Source organism: Ruegeria sp. K5 (assembly GCF_056531805.1).
In genome coordinates this window covers 1-14,778 of the sequence record NZ_JBQFML010000017.1, presented here as the reverse complement: position 1 = coordinate 14,778, position 14,778 = coordinate 1, and the positions used below count along the sequence as shown (strand labels likewise).

The 14,778-nt window shown below is 56.7% G+C and carries 20 protein-coding genes; all 20 read right to left on the bottom strand.

Annotated elements, in window-relative coordinates:
- Positions 1 to 144: 144 nt before the first annotated feature.
- Positions 145 to 1,089 (bottom strand): hypothetical protein, encoded by a 945-nt coding sequence (locus tag ACR0MO_RS20910; protein WP_480893149.1) that lies wholly within the window; start codon positions 1,087 to 1,089, stop codon positions 145 to 147.
- 11 nt (positions 1,090 to 1,100) lie between these two features.
- Complete coding sequence (locus tag ACR0MO_RS20905; RefSeq protein ID WP_480893147.1) at positions 1,101 to 1,721, bottom strand: 2OG-Fe(II) oxygenase family protein; 621 nt, start codon at positions 1,719 to 1,721, stop codon at positions 1,101 to 1,103.
- 169 nt (positions 1,722 to 1,890) lie between these two features.
- A complete protein-coding gene (locus ACR0MO_RS20900; protein ID WP_480893145.1) occupies positions 1,891 to 3,258 on the bottom strand; it encodes an ArsB/NhaD family transporter in 1,368 nt (455 codons plus the stop codon).
- 24 nt (positions 3,259 to 3,282) lie between these two features.
- Positions 3,283 to 3,771, bottom strand: a complete 489-nt coding sequence (locus tag ACR0MO_RS20895) for a CBS domain-containing protein (protein WP_170456146.1) — start codon at positions 3,769 to 3,771, stop codon at positions 3,283 to 3,285.
- A gap of 227 nt (positions 3,772 to 3,998) precedes the next feature.
- Positions 3,999 to 4,475 carry a YHS domain-containing (seleno)protein gene (locus ACR0MO_RS20890; RefSeq protein ID WP_480893143.1) on the bottom strand — a complete coding sequence of 159 codons (477 nt, stop codon included), beginning with the start codon at positions 4,473 to 4,475 and terminating at the stop codon, positions 3,999 to 4,001.
- A 185-nt stretch (positions 4,476 to 4,660) separates the two neighbouring features.
- Complete coding sequence (locus ACR0MO_RS20885) at positions 4,661 to 5,209, bottom strand: amino acid synthesis family protein (protein ID WP_170456150.1); 549 nt, start codon at positions 5,207 to 5,209, stop codon at positions 4,661 to 4,663.
- 160 nt (positions 5,210 to 5,369) lie between these two features.
- Complete coding sequence (rplP, locus tag ACR0MO_RS20880) at positions 5,370 to 5,783, bottom strand: 50S ribosomal protein L16 (RefSeq protein ID WP_058283513.1); 414 nt, start codon at positions 5,781 to 5,783, stop codon at positions 5,370 to 5,372.
- A gap of 12 nt (positions 5,784 to 5,795) precedes the next feature.
- Positions 5,796 to 6,506 (bottom strand): 30S ribosomal protein S3, encoded by a 711-nt coding sequence (gene rpsC, locus ACR0MO_RS20875; protein WP_008758042.1) that lies wholly within the window; start codon positions 6,504 to 6,506, stop codon positions 5,796 to 5,798.
- Positions 6,506 to 6,886, bottom strand: coding sequence for a 50S ribosomal protein L22 (rplV, locus tag ACR0MO_RS20870; protein ID WP_039538267.1), 381 nt, complete (start codon positions 6,884 to 6,886; stop codon positions 6,506 to 6,508). Before rplV ends, rpsC begins: the two co-directional genes overlap by 1 nt.
- Before the next feature lie 3 nt (positions 6,887 to 6,889).
- Positions 6,890 to 7,168 (bottom strand): 30S ribosomal protein S19, encoded by a 279-nt coding sequence (gene rpsS, locus ACR0MO_RS20865; protein ID WP_005980699.1) that lies wholly within the window; start codon positions 7,166 to 7,168, stop codon positions 6,890 to 6,892.
- A gap of 3 nt (positions 7,169 to 7,171) precedes the next feature.
- Complete coding sequence (gene rplB / locus ACR0MO_RS20860; protein ID WP_170356688.1) at positions 7,172 to 8,014, bottom strand: 50S ribosomal protein L2; 843 nt, start codon at positions 8,012 to 8,014, stop codon at positions 7,172 to 7,174.
- A 226-nt stretch (positions 8,015 to 8,240) separates the two neighbouring features.
- Positions 8,241 to 9,323, bottom strand: coding sequence for a hypothetical protein (locus ACR0MO_RS20855; RefSeq protein WP_170456152.1), 1,083 nt, complete (start codon positions 9,321 to 9,323; stop codon positions 8,241 to 8,243).
- Positions 9,295 to 10,260, bottom strand: a complete 966-nt coding sequence (locus tag ACR0MO_RS20850) for an alpha/beta hydrolase (RefSeq protein WP_480780913.1) — start codon at positions 10,258 to 10,260, stop codon at positions 9,295 to 9,297. The genes ACR0MO_RS20855 and ACR0MO_RS20850 overlap by 29 nt, the downstream gene beginning before the upstream one ends.
- 79 nt (positions 10,261 to 10,339) lie before the next feature.
- Positions 10,340 to 11,374 (bottom strand): fatty acid desaturase, encoded by a 1,035-nt coding sequence (locus ACR0MO_RS20845; RefSeq protein WP_480893140.1) that lies wholly within the window; start codon positions 11,372 to 11,374, stop codon positions 10,340 to 10,342.
- A gap of 165 nt (positions 11,375 to 11,539) precedes the next feature.
- A complete protein-coding gene (locus tag ACR0MO_RS20840; protein ID WP_008757532.1) occupies positions 11,540 to 11,836 on the bottom strand; it encodes a 50S ribosomal protein L23 in 297 nt (98 codons plus the stop codon).
- A complete protein-coding gene (rplD, locus tag ACR0MO_RS20835) occupies positions 11,833 to 12,450 on the bottom strand; it encodes a 50S ribosomal protein L4 (protein WP_170589889.1) in 618 nt (205 codons plus the stop codon). Before rplD ends, ACR0MO_RS20840 begins: the two co-directional genes overlap by 4 nt.
- Entirely contained in the window at positions 12,447 to 13,172 is a 726-nt protein-coding gene (gene rplC, locus ACR0MO_RS20830; RefSeq protein ID WP_298391073.1) for a 50S ribosomal protein L3, read from the bottom strand. Before rplC ends, rplD begins: the two co-directional genes overlap by 4 nt.
- An 18-nt stretch (positions 13,173 to 13,190) precedes the next feature.
- The gene (gene rpsJ, locus ACR0MO_RS20825) at positions 13,191 to 13,505 is read right to left on the bottom strand and encodes a 30S ribosomal protein S10 (RefSeq protein ID WP_008756422.1); all 315 of its coding nucleotides are present in this window, start codon (positions 13,503 to 13,505) and stop codon (positions 13,191 to 13,193) included.
- Between the two features lie 198 nt (positions 13,506 to 13,703).
- Complete coding sequence (locus ACR0MO_RS20820) at positions 13,704 to 14,501, bottom strand: hypothetical protein (protein WP_170524995.1); 798 nt, start codon at positions 14,499 to 14,501, stop codon at positions 13,704 to 13,706.
- 114 nt (positions 14,502 to 14,615) lie between these two features.
- Positions 14,616 to 14,778, bottom strand: a 163-nt coding sequence (locus ACR0MO_RS20815) for an EF-Tu C-terminal domain-related protein (protein WP_480642961.1), incomplete at its 5' end; no start/stop codon positions are given.

Here is a 14,778-nt window from a genome sequence, read left to right as displayed (position 1 = left end):
CACCAGAAGGCCCCGTATACGGGTCACCTTTGACCTGGTGGATGAATGATAGACATACGAATCGCCCGACAACGCCGGGAGATCGCAGGATGCCGCCGTATAAGGGTTTGGGGGGTGGGTGGCAAGAGGAAGTTTGGACAAGCACTAGAATAGCATCAGATCTTTAACTCGCTTGGGCGATCCGTCCAAAACTGTGTCGAAGAACTCTCGTTTAATTATGTTCTTCTTAGCTTCCGGCCAACCGTTCACCACACTAGGGTTTAGAAAGAAATTCTCGGCCCGATCAATTAGCAGGTATGAAAGTTCGTATTTTTGCCTTTCACCTTTGGACTGCATTATTGGCGCTAAGTATTTGACAGCACGACGTGCATGACTGCGAGAATAACTAAACAACACGGTAGTTTCCTCAGGTCCGGTCGGGATGACATTTAAAATAATAGCTGCGAATGGCTTTCCCCACGACTTTAGATCAGCAGAAAAGAATGACGACGCTGCTATCCTTGGTCGTTCGTTTTTTATCTTGAAACTTAAGTGCCTGACTTCCTCGAAGCGATGATTCACGAACAAGGGATCAAAGAACTTTGCTCGGTACTTCCACACCGCCCAAGCCTTCATCATGTGCTGGATCGCTTCTACCCCAGGCCCGCTTGGCTCGTCAGCTGGTACTTTACCATCCTCCACTAAACTCAGATAGGTAGACTGAATCCGCATGGCACCTTCCAACGTAGCGTGTAGCTCGCGAGTGACAGAGCGGTAAGCCAACAAAAACAATTGTTCTTTATCATCAAGTGACAGTGGCTTCGTATCGATTGGACGAAAAATTTCAGCGTCGTGATCAGAACAAAAGCCGGTGAAAGTAGAAGCGTTGTTCCTTCCAACTAACTTGAAAGTGCATTCAGGTTGAATGTCTTTGACTTCAAACTTGAGCTCATAGACATGGTTGTTGTCCGCTATGAACTCCAACGCATTTGCGTTTTGAACAGAATGGGCGCGAATTGCTTTCTTCTCACACGCCATGGTCGGTTCGAGACACCGGCCAAAACGCTGCTTTTGAATGCTAAAAAACTTGGAAAGATTTTCGTTAGACATACTGCCGAAGTTTATTCCCACTTATAATTAAAACTTACCGAAATCCGTTCGTCCTCGGCCATGTTCATCGGCACCTCGTGGCGCAGCCAGCTTTCCCAGAGCAGGACGTCCCCCACCTGCGGCTTCATATAGATGAACGGCTGCAAATCCCGCCGCCCGCCTTTAAGACGTGTCGGTGCGGCCATCATGCGGCCTGAACGGGGGTCTTCCAGTTTCAGCGCGCTCGCCCCTTCGGGCATTGCCACGTAGGTCGTGCCTGAAATGACGCTGTGCGGATGCAGGTGGCTGGAGTGCATCCCACCCTCGGGTAGGATGTTGATCCACAAATCCTCCAGCTTCAACGTACCCTCACCCAGATCGAACTCCAAATCCTTGGCAAAGGCCGCCACGTGCTGGTCCAGCGCCTTGACCAGATCGGCGAAGATCGGGAACCGCCACGGCAGATCGGTCAGCGAGGCATAGCTGGTATAGCCGGGATAGCCGTTCTCTTCGCACCAGTCCTGCCCGGCCTCATCATCCTCGGCGATGACAAGGCAAGAGCTTTCCAACTCATCCGCGTCGATCTTGGGATCGAACTCGGACAAGGCGGCGCGGTAGAGACGGGTTACGAAGAGTGATTCAATCTGTGCCATGCCCCGGCTATAGCCCAGCCGGGACGCAAGGGCGAGACCAGCCGCCTTAGAAAAGCGGCTGGTCGGGTGCGACCAATCGTTTAGCGTTTATTGTGTATCGAAATGCGCTGCCTCGACCTTCGGTCGAACACGCCTTCCGATGCTTGCACTCGTCTAAAAGCCAAACGCTTTAATAGAAGTAGCGCAGCCAGATATAAACGTTGGCGATCATCAAGGTCAGGATCATGATCGGGAAGGCCATGATCGCGAATTTGACGAAACCGATGGGCTGCTTGGCCTTCTCGGCAAAGGCCGCGACGGTCAGGTTGGCGCTTGCGCCCAGCAGCGTGCCGTTGCCACCCAGACAAGCGCCAAGGGCCAGCGACCACCACAAGGGCTCGATCGCCTCGGGGCCGCCAAACGTGTCGGCGGTGGATTCGATCAGCGGGATCATCGTCGCCACAAAGGGGATATTATCCAGAATGGCCGACAGAATACCTGACGCCCAGAAGATGAAGAACGCGGTCCACATCATGTCGCCTTCGGTCAGTTCCAGAACCTTCTGGCCGAAGAAGTCCAGCAGCCCCACGTGCTCCACACCCGCGACAATCACAAACAGGCCACCGAAGAAGAAGATCGTGATCCACTCGACCTCGCCAAAGATGTGGTGCACGGACTCGGATTGCTCTTCGCCGTGCTGGTGACCATAGGCCAGCAGCATCAGCAGCGCCGCACCCGCCAGCGCCGAGGTTCCGGGCTGGACGCCATAGCTGTGGCCCAGAGTGAAGCCCAGCAAAACCAGCGCCAGAACGAACAGGGATTTGATCATCAGCCGGACATCGGTGATCGCTTCGTCTTCGTTAAAGCGCATGATCTTTTCACTGGCGGATTTTGGAATGGCAGCCAGCGTGCGGCGGTTCATCAGATAGATGATGCCGGTCAGAACAACCAGACAGATCGCCGAGATCGGGGCCAGATTGACCACAAACTCGTTGAAACTCAGCCCGGCGGCTGAGCCGATGATGATGTTGGGCGGGTCACCGATCAGCGTGGCCGTGCCACCAACGTTCGAGGCCAGAATTTCAGCAAAAAAGAACGGAAAAACCGGTGTTTCCAGCGCATCCGTGATCAACAGGGTAATCGGCGCGATCAGCAATACCGTGGTCACGTTGTCCAGAAGCGCGGAAAATACCGCCGTGATCAGCGTCAGCATGATCAGGATGCCGGTCGGGTTCGCGTTCACAAGCTTCGACGCCTTGATCGCCACATATTGAAACAGCCCGCATTTGCTGGTGATCCCCACAATCACCATCATGCCGATCAGCAGCGCAAGCGTGTTTGCATCCACCCCGGCGACGGCCTGTTCCTGATTGAGGATGCCAAACAGCACCATCAGCGACGCGCCCAGCATCGCCAGAATGGCGCGGTTCACCTTTTCAGTGATCAGCACCGCGTAAACGGCGACAAGAATGCCAGTGGCAATCCACAGAGGATCAACCCCCAACAGTTGAGGAACGGAGAACGCGTGTTCTCCATGCGAAACAGAATGATCGGTCACAATTTTGGTCCGGTATTTTAGGGGTTAACTCAGCGCGTGATCTATCAGCGAGTTTGGGCTGACTGTGCCGACAAACCGTTTGGTGTCGGGCTCAACCAGGAACACGTGGCGCTTGAATTTGTGGATCAGGAAGATGCCCTCCATCACCGGCGTATCCGGGGCGGTCACGGGGATGTTGGCCGGGTTGGACGTGTGATCGCCGACCCGTTCCTCATTCAGGCGCGTGACCTGTTCGCGGAAATCTTCCTTGGTCAGATCCATGAAGCTCAGGTTGCTGATCGGCACCCGGCTTGTTTCCGAGCTCATGCCGATCAGTGCGGCCTTGGGCAGGATCATCTTGATCAGCGTCGGTGCGGTAAACACACCCAGAAACTTTCCGTTCTCGTCGACAACGGGAAGAAAGCGCACCCGGCTGTCCCGAATGATGTCGAACGCTTTTGCGACAGTGTCATCCGGATGTATCGTTTTCTGCGTTTCGGGCGAGACCATCACGTCCCGGCAGGTAAGGCCCATCGTTTTCCTCGGCTTTCGAACTGTATCGCGGCGCTCAGCTGTTTTTGCTGGTTGGCGAAAGCACGGTTGCACACTTGCCAAACACCGAGCCCGCGAGAGAATGTCGTTGATGTGGGCGTCATTTCACTAACCGGTGGGATTGGCCAGACTTCAAATCGATTTTTTTTAAGGACGTCGGGTGAATATCGCGCCCGGCACACGTTTTGGCGGGCGGAAGCGCTCAAACGCTATTGCTGCAACAGGTCGGGCCAGTACCCGTTCGCCTTTGCGATATTCTCATCGATCTTGTTGGCCCAGATGCGCCGGACCTCGATGCTGTAATTCAGGTAAAGTTTGTCGTCCCAGATACGCCACGCAATCGGGTCCACGTCCGCCACGGAATTCTGACTTGCGGCATAGGCACAATAGCCGCCGAACTGAGGTGCGAACCTGTCCGGGTCAGACAGAAACTCCTGCCGGTTTTCGTCGTTCAGAAATACCCAGGTGGCCCCCTTGTAATCTGCAGTGATCCCGGGATCGCCTTTTTCCGGATTGCCGCCGCGCCAATAGCTCATGACGTCGTAGCCGTTCATGGCCAGACCGTTGAAATGGCCCAGGTTCACTTCGGGTGAGGCCGCCCCGAGAGGTGTCGCGCCAAACAAAACCGCAAAAGTCAGGAACACAGACACCACGACGTCGTGGATGGTTCGGACAATGGTCGTCATGGCGGTCCTTCCCGGCAAAGCTACCGTGAACCCTGCCACGTCTGACGCCACAATGCCATTCAACTGTGGGTGCGCATGACCATAGCGCAACAGGACGCCCCGCCGACTGCCCGACCGGGTTGGTTGTTTCAAGGCCGGGTTTTCAGACCGCCCCCTTCTGGCCGACACCCGCTTTGGTTCAGGCCTTAATCTATGATGCGCCCCTTGCCGCAGCGTGGCGTCGGGCGACCGCCATCGGCATAGGCCACACACAACACCACCTCATCGGGCAATGGCGCGTCAGATATGGTCAGGGTCATCGTATCGTAGTGGTTGATCGACCATGGATCGTCCTTGTGCCCCAGCGGCAAGTCCAGGGCGCAACCCGGCGCACCCAGTTTGGCGTTCGACGGGATGACAGCCTCACCGCCGCCAATCGCCGCGCGCATCGGGGCGCCAAGCTTGGGGTGGATGAGTGCTCCGCCATGCTCGGCATCTCCGTTCAGGCCCACAATCGCGGCCTTTCCGTATGAGATCGGCGCAGCCTTCAACTCGGCAACAGCGTCAGCCACCAATTCCGCGCCCAATGTGCCGCCAATGTCGAACAACGCACTCAGATCCTCGGAAAACACGCCCGCCAAAGGGTTTTTGAACACCGCCACAGCCGCGACACGGGTGATCGGCGCGCAGGGCTGGCCCATCTGGTCAGAGGTAATCACCTCTTTGAAAAGGAGTTTCTTACGCAGCTGAACCATCGAGGCCTCCTGTTTTTCCGACAGCAAATCAGGGGCGACCTTGTGGTGCCTCAGCCAAATACGCAATCCAAATCCAACGCCATGACACAGAAATGAAAAACCCCCGCCGGTATCCCGACGGGGGTCAATCTTGTCACGAACGGGGTTACCCCCGGAACGCTTACCAGTCTTCGCGAACCACGACGCGGGTCTTGATCGGCAGCTTCATCGCGGCCAGGCGCAGGGCCTCGCGGGCGATATCGTCATTGACGCCGTCGATCTCGAACATCACGCGGCCAGGCTTGACCTTGCAGGCCCAACGGTCGACCGAACCTTTACCTTTACCCATACGAACTTCGATCGGCTTGGCCGTGACCGGAGTGTCGGGGAAGATGCGGATCCAGACGCGGCCCTGACGCTTCATGTGACGCGTCATGGCACGACGTGCAGCTTCGATCTGGCGTGCGGTAACACGCTCAGGCTCAAGAGCTTTCAGGCCGTATGTGCCAAAGTTCAGATCAGAGCCGCCCTTGGCGAGACCCTTGATCCGGCCTTTGTGCATCTTGCGGAATTTAGTACGCTTTGGTTGAAGCATATCTTTCCCTCCTTAGCGACGACCGCCACCAGCACCACGAGGTGCAGGGCCGTCCTGGAGTTCCTGTGCTTTACGGTCACGTGCCTGCGGATCGTGCTCCATGATCTCACCTTTGAAGATCCAGACCTTGATCCCGATGATCCCATAGGGGGTCATCGCTTCGGCATGTGCGTAATCGATGTCGGCACGCAGGGTGTGCAGAGGCACGCGGCCTTCGCGGTACCACTCGGTCCGTGCGATTTCGGCGCCGCCCAGACGACCAGCGACGTTCACCCGGATACCCAGGGCGCCCATGCGCATGGCGTTCTGAACCGACCGCTTCATCGCGCGGCGGAACGAGACACGACGCTCCAGCTGCTGAGCGATGGACTCGGCAACCAGCTGCGCGTCAAGCTCGGGCTTGCGCACTTCGACGATGTTCAGGTGCAGTTCGCTGTCGGTCATACGAGCAAGCTTTTTGCGCAGAACTTCGATGTCTGCACCTTTCTTGCCGATGATGACACCGGGACGTGCAGTGTGGATCGTAACGCGGCACTTTTTGTGCGGACGTTCGATGATCACACGGGCAACACCGGCCTGCTTGCACTCTTTGTTGATGAACTCACGGATCTTGAGGTCTTCCAGCAGAAGATCACCGTAGTCCTTGGTGTCGGCGTACCAGCGGCTGTCCCAGGTGCGGTTGACCTGCAGGCGCATGCCGATCGGATTTACTTTATGACCCATTAGGCTTGCTCCTCAACTTGACGCACCTTGATGGTGATCTCCGAGAACGGCTTCATGATCTTGCCGAAACGGCCACGGGCACGCGGACGACCACGCTTCATGACCAGGTTCTTGCCAACCCATGCTTCGGCGACGATCAGCTCGTCAACGTCCAGGTTGTGGTTGTTTTCGGCATTCGCGATTGCGGACTGCAGGCACTTCTTGACGTCCTGCGCGACACGCTTGTTCGAGAAAGTCAGGTCGGTCAGAGCCTTTTCGACTTTCTTGCCGCGGATCATTTGCGCAACCAGGTTCAGTTTCTGCGGGCTGGTGCGAAGCATGCGGGTTTTCGCCATTGCTTCGTTTTCAGCCACGCGGCGGGGGTTCTTTTCCTTGCCCATGACTTACTTCCGCTTCGCTTTTTTGTCTGCGGCGTGGCCATAATAGGTCCGGGTCGGCGAGTATTCACCGAACTTCTGACCGATCATGTCTTCCGAGACGTTGACGGGAATGTGCTTCTGGCCGTTGTACACACCAAAGGTCAGACCCACGAACTGGGGCAGAATGGTGGAACGACGCGACCAGATTTTGATGACTTCGTTGCGGCCCGACTCGCGCGCTGCTTCGGCTTTTTTCAGCACGTAAGCATCGACGAAAGGACCCTTCCAAACAGAGCGAGACATGGATTAACGTCCCTTCTTCTTGGCGTGCCGCGAGCGGATGATCAGCTTCTGGGACGCTTTGTTCTTGTTGCGGGTACGCTTACCCTTGGTGTCCTTACCCCACGGTGTAACCGGTGTACGGCCACCCGAGGTCCGACCTTCACCACCACCGTGCGGGTGATCGATCGGGTTCATTGCAACACCACGAACCGACGGACGAACGCCCTTGTGGCGCATACGACCGGCTTTACCGAGGTTCTGGTTGGAGTTGTCGGGGTTGGACACGGCACCGACGGTGGCCATGCATTCCTGACGGACCATGCGCAGCTCGCCCGAGCTCAGACGGATCTGAGCGTAGCCGCCATCGCGGCCAACGAACTGAGCGTAAGTACCGGCCGCACGTGCGATCTGACCGCCTTTGCCAGGCTTCATCTCGATGTTGTGGACGATGGTACCAATGGGCATGCCCGAGAACGGCATTGCATTGCCCGGCTTGATGTCAGCTTTTGCCGACGCGATGACTTTGTCACCAACAGCCAGACGCTGCGGAGCCAGGATATATGCCTGCTCGCCGTCTTCGTATTTTACCAGTGCGATGAATGCGGTCCGGTTCGGGTCATATTCGATCCGCTCGACGGTTGCCGCGACATCAAATTTGTTCCGTTTGAAGTCAACGATCCGGTAGAGACGCTTTGCGCCACCGCCGCGGCGGCGTGAAGTGATCCGTCCGGTGTTGTTCCGGCCGCCCGATTTGGTCAAACCCTCAGTGAGAGACTTGACCGGACGTCCTTTCCAAAGCTCCGAACGGTCGATCAGCACCAGCCCGCGCTGGCCCGGCGTCGTCGGCTTGTACGACTTGAGTGCCATGCTTTCTGTCTTCCGTTTAGCAAGTGCAGGGAGTTTCCCCGCTATGTGATAGGCCCCCGTAGGTGCCAAGGGTATAGGGCCCCGAAGGTCCCCGGTTACAAATATCAGAGGCCCCGGAACGAATCCGAGGCCGCAAGATTGGGAGCGTGTAACAGATCAATTGCACACCGTCCACAGCAAAGGCGCACTTTTCTAAGCAGCGGAGCCGATTGCCCGAAACAAGGTGCTAGTCCAACCAATGTTCAGGTTTTCGTTCAAGCAACCAAGGCGCCGTGTTTCGGAGGGCCCGAACAAACCGCGCATTGAAATCTTCGGCAATTTCTTTTCCGGCGTCTCGCCCAATCGTTGTGCCTTGCTGCGAGTCCCTGCTCATGACCTCGTCAAGCCGACTAGGATCCACTTCCAGTTCCCCGACTTCCTGCGCGATCCTCTCGGCTTGCCGCAGCGGATCAGCAACCAGTGCCCCATAGCTTATCACACTTATCTTCAGACCACGCGCTTTTGCCAGACGCATGGACTCAACCATGTCACTTAACCGCCGGGCCAAACCTACAGGTCGCCCGCCCCACAGCCTGTGCCTGGACCTGGCCCAGGAAACGGGATCTCGTACCAGGAATAAGCATACCGATTCCGGATGGTGACTGCACAGGTCTTCACAGAATGGCGTCACGTTTGACCGCAGCTTTATGCCCATGCTTTTCTGCCCTGCCAAGCGGGTTTTATCCGCGATATCTGCAAGAGCGACCCGAGTCAGCATTCGGAAATCCGCAGGCTGATGATGCAATTTCGGGTTGCCCGCGAGATTGGTTAGAGCGTCCGGTTCAGACCAGGTCAAAAGACCAGCCGCATCACATATCTTGGCAAACAGCGTCGATCCGCAGCGACCAATCGAAAATATGAAAACCGGTCGCGCCGTCAACGGCCGTTGCCAGGATCCGAGATTGCCAAACTTAACCGCGTACCCGTCAGTCGCATTTTGTCGAATGCCCTGATAGTAAAAGCTGTAGCCGGACAGCGAAGCTTCATCCTTTACACGACACCAAAACACCTCGGAGTTTTCTGCGTCGATATGGTGGATATGCAGGTTCGCGAAAGCCTCAGGGCTGAGTGTCACGGGTCCTTCGTCTGCCAGCCGAAGAACATGGCGCGAAGACACAGCTGTTTTCGACTTTCGCGTACCAACGACCCGATACTTCTGGGCCGGGATAGGCGCTGCGTTGTCGGCCTGCTTTACCGTCTGAGAATCTCTGGTCATTCTGCGCGTTTTGTTTTCATTGTTGTCACTCGGGTCTTTCAGGCTGTGGCGCAAAGTACTTCTCTGTGAACTCTATAAAAGTCTCACGATAAAACCGCAGAATATCCTGCGAAACGGGCTGGTTCTCGGAAAAAAACTCCATACTGTGGTAAACGCCCGGCCTCGTGTCGAAAACCACGTCCACGCCCGCGTTGCGCAGCGCCTCGACCATTGCTGAGGTCTGGGCATGGAACAGATCGCATTCGCCAACAAAGGTGAAGGTTGGCGGCAGGCCGGACCAATCTTTCGTGCGGATCGGGGCCTCGTAAGGGGTCACATCGGCGCCGCCCCGTCGCCCTGCCCCCAAAAGCCGGTCCCATCCAAATCGGTTCAACGATGGCGGCCAGCTTTGATCGGCCGGAGCGACCGGTGTCCAGTTGGCCTCGGTATCGTCGATCATCGGGCAGATCGGGAACTGGAACGCGACATTGACCTCACCGCGGTCGCGCGCGCGCAGGGCGGTGGACAGGACCAGCCCGCCTCCGGCGCTTTCGCCGCCGAGAATGATCTGGTCAGACCGCCCGCCGATATCGTGGGCATTGCGGGCCGCCCACACCAGCGCGTCATAACAATCGTCATGCGCCGCCGGGTAGGGCATATCCTTTGCCAGCCGATAATCGGGAACCACAAATACGGCGTCCGTCGCTTTCAGCAGATTGGCGATCGGTTTGAACGACGAGCTTTCCGGCGTCCCGATCAGGTATCCGCCGCCATGTAGATGCACGACAACAGGCAGGGGTTCCTTCTGCGCTTTAGGCGAGATCACAAGGGTCCGGACCGAGCCCGAGCCGTCGCTGCGCAGAATCTGAATCTCGCGGCATTGATACGTCTCCGGAAGCGGTGCTATCGGGTGTTTCGACAGGGCATCCAGCAGCCTGACCGCCCACAGTTTTGCGGGCCAGTTGCGCAACAAGTTAACAGCAAAGGGTACATTCTTTGGGTCGACTTTCATGTCCACTCCCAGACGTTTCACCGCGGCGTTCCCAGGGTCACATGTGCTTTATTACGCCGTTCCGCTTGCGCTCCACCCATTATCCATAAAGCGCACGGGCTTCGGCGAAAGACAAAAGACGGCGGCTTTTTTCGTCCCACAGGTGCAACCGGGCGTTGGCAAAGCTCTCGCGGATGGTCATTCGGTTGCTGTTTGCCAATTCGTCATGGTCCCGCAGCACTTCGGTCAGGCGGTAGAACGGAATGCGGCTGTACAGATGATGGACGTGATGGATGCCAATATTGGCACTAAACCATTGCAGAACGGATGGCAGGATATAATGCGAACTGCCGTGCAGGGCGGCCTCGTGCAGTCGCCAGTCCTTATCGGGATCCCACTGCGTCTCTTCGAACTGATGCTGAACGTAAAACGGCCAGACACCCGCTGTTGCGGCCAGCAAGGTCGAGGGCAGGAAAATCAGCAACAACGGCATCAGCCCGCCAAAGTGGTAGATGGCCAGCAATGCCAGCAGGATGGCCAGATTGGTGGCCATCGCGCTGATCCAGAATTTCATGTGCCCCGTCAAACCAAGCGGCAGGCGATTCTGGAGCAGAAACAGATAGCCCGGCCCAAAGCCAAACAAGGCGATCGGGTGACGATACACACGATACCAAAGCCGGTTTAAGGGGCTCAGCGCCTGATACTCGGCCACGGTCAGGGTGTGGATATCGCCCATCCCGCGCTTGTCCAGATTGCCCGAGCTGTTGTGATGCGTGGAATGCGTGCGGCGCCAGACGTCATAAGGGGTCAGGGTCAGCACTCCGATAATCCGCCCGACCCAGTCACTGACCGTCCGGTTGCTGAAGAACGCCCCGTGCCCGCAATCATGCTGGATCGCAAACAGGCGCAGCAAAAAGGCCGCATTGAGGACCGAGATTGCAAAAGCCAGCCAATAGCTGACCGACAGAAGCGCCCAGGACAAAGCCCATAGCGCAAAAAATGGAACTATGCTGACGCCAAGCTCGAATGCGCTGCGCATCTGGTTCGGCTCACGGTATTTGGCCAGCGTCGTCACCCAATCCCGCGCTGCGGCCATTTCCGGTTTTCCCGGGGTCGAATCTATGGGTCGAGTCATACGCCTGCCATTTTATTACGTTTGCAACCGGATAGAGGAACACTCCGGCATCGCAAGCGGTTTATGGAATTGCCGCGACGTCGCGAGATCAATTTCCAGTGTCACCGCCATACGAAAAAACCCCCGCTCTCGCGGGGGTTCTGTTCTTTTCCAAAGACGTTCCGATCAGAGACCGGTGGATACGTCGATGGTGTTGCCCTCTTCCAGGGTCACATATGCTTTTTTGACGTCTTTCCGACGGCCCAGCTGGCCGCGGAACCGCTTGACCTTGCCTTTGGTCACGGTGGTGTTCACCGCTTTGACCTTCACACCAAACAGCGCCTCAACGGCCTCTTTGATCTGCGGCTTGTTGCTGTCGATCGCCACTTCAAAGACAACCGCGCCGTTTTCGGACGCCATGGTCGACTTTTCGGTGATGATCGGCTTGCGGATCACGTCGTAGTGTTCTGCCTTCGCGCTCATTTCAGACGAGCCTCCAGTGCTTCGACAGCCGCTTTGGTGAGCACCAGAGTGTCACGCTTGAGGATGTCATAAACGTTTGCACCCATCGACGGCAGGATATCCAGACCTTCGATGTTGCGCGACGCCTTCAGGAACCCTTCGTTCACGGTCGCGCCGTCGATGACCAGAGCGCGTTTCCAGCCCAGGTTTGCAACCTGTTTGGCCAGAGCGGCGGTCTTGCCTTCGGCTTCGGCGTTCTCGATCACAACCAGTTCACCTGCCTTGGCTTTTGCCGACAGAGCGTGGCGCAGGCCAAGCTTGCGGAACTTCTTCGGCAGGTCATGACCATGCGAACGCACCACGGGGCCTTTGTAGATACCACCACCACGGAAGATCGGCGCATTACGGTCACCATGGCGTGCGCCACCGGTGCCCTTCTGGCGATAGATCTTCTTGGTCGAGTAGCTGGTTTCCGAGCGGGTCTTCACCTTGTGGGTGCCGGCCTGCGCATTGTTGCGCTGCCAACGGACCACACGGTGCAGGATGTCCGCACGCGGTTCCAGGCCGAACAGATCGGCGTTCAGCTCGATGTCGCCGGCTTTGCCGCCGTCCAGTTTGATTACATCAAGTTTCATGCTTCACCACCTTCCGCGGGAGCTTCTTCCGCAGGTGCTTCAGTTGCAGCACCTTTTACGGCTGCCGGGAAAGGCAGGCCTTCCGGTGCTTTCTTCTTGACGGCGTCCTTGACGGTAACCCAGCCCGATTTCGGTCCGGGAACGGCGCCTTTGATGAAGACCAGACCACGGTCGGCGTCGGTTTTGACGACTTCCAGGTTCTGGGTGGTTACACGGGCAGCACCCATGTGACCGGCCATCTTCTTGCCTTTGAAAACCTTGCCCGGATCCTGACACTGGCCAGTCGAACCGTGAGAACGGTGGCTGATCGAAACACCGTGCGAGGCGCGCAGACCACCAAAGTTCCAACGCTTCATCGCACCGGCAAAGCCTTTACCGATCGAGGTACCCGAAACGTCAACTTTCTGACCTTCCAGGAAGTGCTCTGCCGAAATCTCGGCACCTACATCGATCAGGCCATCTTCGGAGACGCGGAACTCGGCCAGCTTACGCTTGGGCTCGACCTTGGCAGCGGCATAGTGGCCGCGCATGGCTTTCGAGGTGCGTTTTGCCTTGGCAGCACCGGCGCCCAGCTGAACGGCGGTGTAGCCGTCTTTGTCAGCGGTACGCTGTGCAACAACCTGCAGGTTGTCCAGGTGAAGAACGGTCACAGGGATCTGCTTGCCGTCTTCCATGAACAGGCGGGTCATGCCAACTTTTTTTGCGATAATACCAGAGCGCATAATTTATACCCTCCGATCTTACGACTGCAGTTTGATCTCGACGTCCACACCAGCAGCGAGGTCGAGCTTCATCAGCGCGTCAACGGTCTGGGGGGTCGGATCAACGATGTCGAGCAGACGCTTGTGCGTGCGGATCTCGAACTGGTCGCGGGATTTCTTGTCAACGTGAGGGCCACGGAGAACCGTGAACTTCTCAATCTTGTTCGGCAGCGGGATCGGGCCGCGCACGTTCGCGCCGGTCCGCTTGGCAGTGTTGACGATCTCTTGCGTGCTGGCATCCAGAACGCGATAGTCAAATGCCTTCAGCCGAATACGGATGTTTTGGCTTTGCATAGATACAGCCTTTTATCAGGCGTTGGGGTTGAGAGGAGGACAAGCGCGCATCGCCAACCCTCTTCGAACCCAAAAGGCGGGAATCACCCCGCCTTGACGTTCTTATCGAGAACTCGCGCGTATTAGTGGGGTTGGTGGGGTTTGGCAAGGGGGAAATGGCTGTCCTTGACAAACCGATGGTCACCAAAACAGCGCGCCTCAGATGTAGCCAGGCTTTTGCAGTCTTTCATAAAGACCAGCGGCCAAGTTCATGTCCCAACCATCTGAGGGTACCGTCCGCCACTCGTTGTCTTCTGACCAAACCCCGTTCCGGTACTGGACAAATAGAATTCTGAGGAAGTCTGGCTCAAACGAGCACGTTTTTCCTTTCAGTGTTTCCAATGTCTGTACAGGCAAATTTTCGAGTGCAGCGGCGATACTTTCATCATCTGCAGCTTCATATTCTGACAGTCTCCAGCAATGCTCATACACTAACCAAGGCCCGAACGAGTCTGTCCAAGCCCAGCCGCGTCGTGTCCTTTCCATGTAGCCGCAAGCACAGAAGGCCTCGCATATTCTTGTCGTTGAGTTGTTTTTGGGCACTACGGGCACGTAATGGTCAGCAAACTCGTCTGCGTAGTGCGAATGACAAGCGAAAGCCTCAAGCAGTTCGTCAAGATCATCACGTCGATAGTCTGTTGGCAGCTCGATGCTTTGACCGGCTTCCCAAGTAAGCAAGCCGTAGATTCCCTCATTGCGCATTAACCCCGCCCGGGTCAAAGCGCTAAACCCCTTTTCAAAGTTGGACTGCCCACCGGCGTGCAAAAGCGTTGGTGCTGGTGACATGTGCTGCGAGCGCCAAGACATCTCATGAGCAAGCCAAGGAAGAATGGATAATGCCAAAGACCGCTCGTTGGAACTAAGCTCTCGATTCATTTGGGAAATACCGTGCTTTGCAATTGTGTTTGTGAGACCAGTTACCAATCTGACTGCGAGATTGTCCATCGGTAGAAACATGATGGAAACCTTTCGACCAAAAAGGCCGCCCCTTGTGGGAGCGGCCTTCTTTAGTTCGACGGTGTGGGCTCTCATTGCTCATTCAGAGCAACTGCCGCCCACCGCTTTCCAAAATTATTCGATAATTTTGGAAACAACACCCGCACCAACGGTGCGGCCACCTTCGCGGATGGCGAAGCGCAGACCGTTTTCCATCGCGATCGGTGCGATCAGCTCAACGCCGAACGACACGTTGTCGCCGGGCATGACCATCTCGGTGCCTTCCGCCAGGGTCACG

Coding starts and splice junctions, on each gene's coding strand:
- ACR0MO_RS20910 (WP_480893149.1), bottom strand. CDS start 1,089: ATGTCTAACGAAAATCTTTCCAAGTTTTTTAGCATTCAAAAGCAGCGT.
- ACR0MO_RS20840 (WP_008757532.1), bottom strand. CDS start 11,836: ATGAGCGCGAAGGCAGAACACTACGACGTGATCCGCAAGCCGATCATC.
- ACR0MO_RS20905 (WP_480893147.1), bottom strand. CDS start 1,721: ATGGCACAGATTGAATCACTCTTCGTAACCCGTCTCTACCGCGCCGCC.
- rpsJ (WP_008756422.1), bottom strand. CDS start 13,505: ATGCAAAGCCAAAACATCCGTATTCGGCTGAAGGCATTTGACTATCGC.
- rplC (WP_298391073.1), bottom strand. CDS start 13,172: ATGCGCTCTGGTATTATCGCAAAAAAAGTTGGCATGACCCGCCTGTTC.
- ACR0MO_RS20845 (WP_480893140.1), bottom strand. CDS start 11,374: ATGACTCGACCCATAGATTCGACCCCGGGAAAACCGGAAATGGCCGCA.
- ACR0MO_RS20895 (WP_170456146.1), bottom strand. CDS start 3,771: ATGGGCCTTACCTGCCGGGACGTGATGGTCTCGCCCGAAACGCAGAAA.
- rpsS (WP_005980699.1), bottom strand. CDS start 7,168: ATGTCTCGCTCTGTTTGGAAGGGTCCTTTCGTCGATGCTTACGTGCTG.
- ACR0MO_RS20885 (WP_170456150.1), bottom strand. CDS start 5,209: ATGGTTCAGCTGCGTAAGAAACTCCTTTTCAAAGAGGTGATTACCTCT.
- rplV (WP_039538267.1), bottom strand. CDS start 6,886: ATGGGCAAGGAAAAGAACCCCCGCCGCGTGGCTGAAAACGAAGCAATG.
- ACR0MO_RS20820 (WP_170524995.1), bottom strand. CDS start 14,501: ATGTTTCTACCGATGGACAATCTCGCAGTCAGATTGGTAACTGGTCTC.
- rpsC (WP_008758042.1), bottom strand. CDS start 6,506: ATGGGTCATAAAGTAAATCCGATCGGCATGCGCCTGCAGGTCAACCGC.
- ACR0MO_RS20890 (WP_480893143.1), bottom strand. CDS start 4,475: ATGACGACCATTGTCCGAACCATCCACGACGTCGTGGTGTCTGTGTTC.
- rplD (WP_170589889.1), bottom strand. CDS start 12,450: ATGAAACTTGATGTAATCAAACTGGACGGCGGCAAAGCCGGCGACATC.
- ACR0MO_RS20850 (WP_480780913.1), bottom strand. CDS start 10,260: ATGAAAGTCGACCCAAAGAATGTACCCTTTGCTGTTAACTTGTTGCGC.
- rplB (WP_170356688.1), bottom strand. CDS start 8,014: ATGGCACTCAAGTCGTACAAGCCGACGACGCCGGGCCAGCGCGGGCTG.
- rplP (WP_058283513.1), bottom strand. CDS start 5,783: ATGCTTCAACCAAAGCGTACTAAATTCCGCAAGATGCACAAAGGCCGG.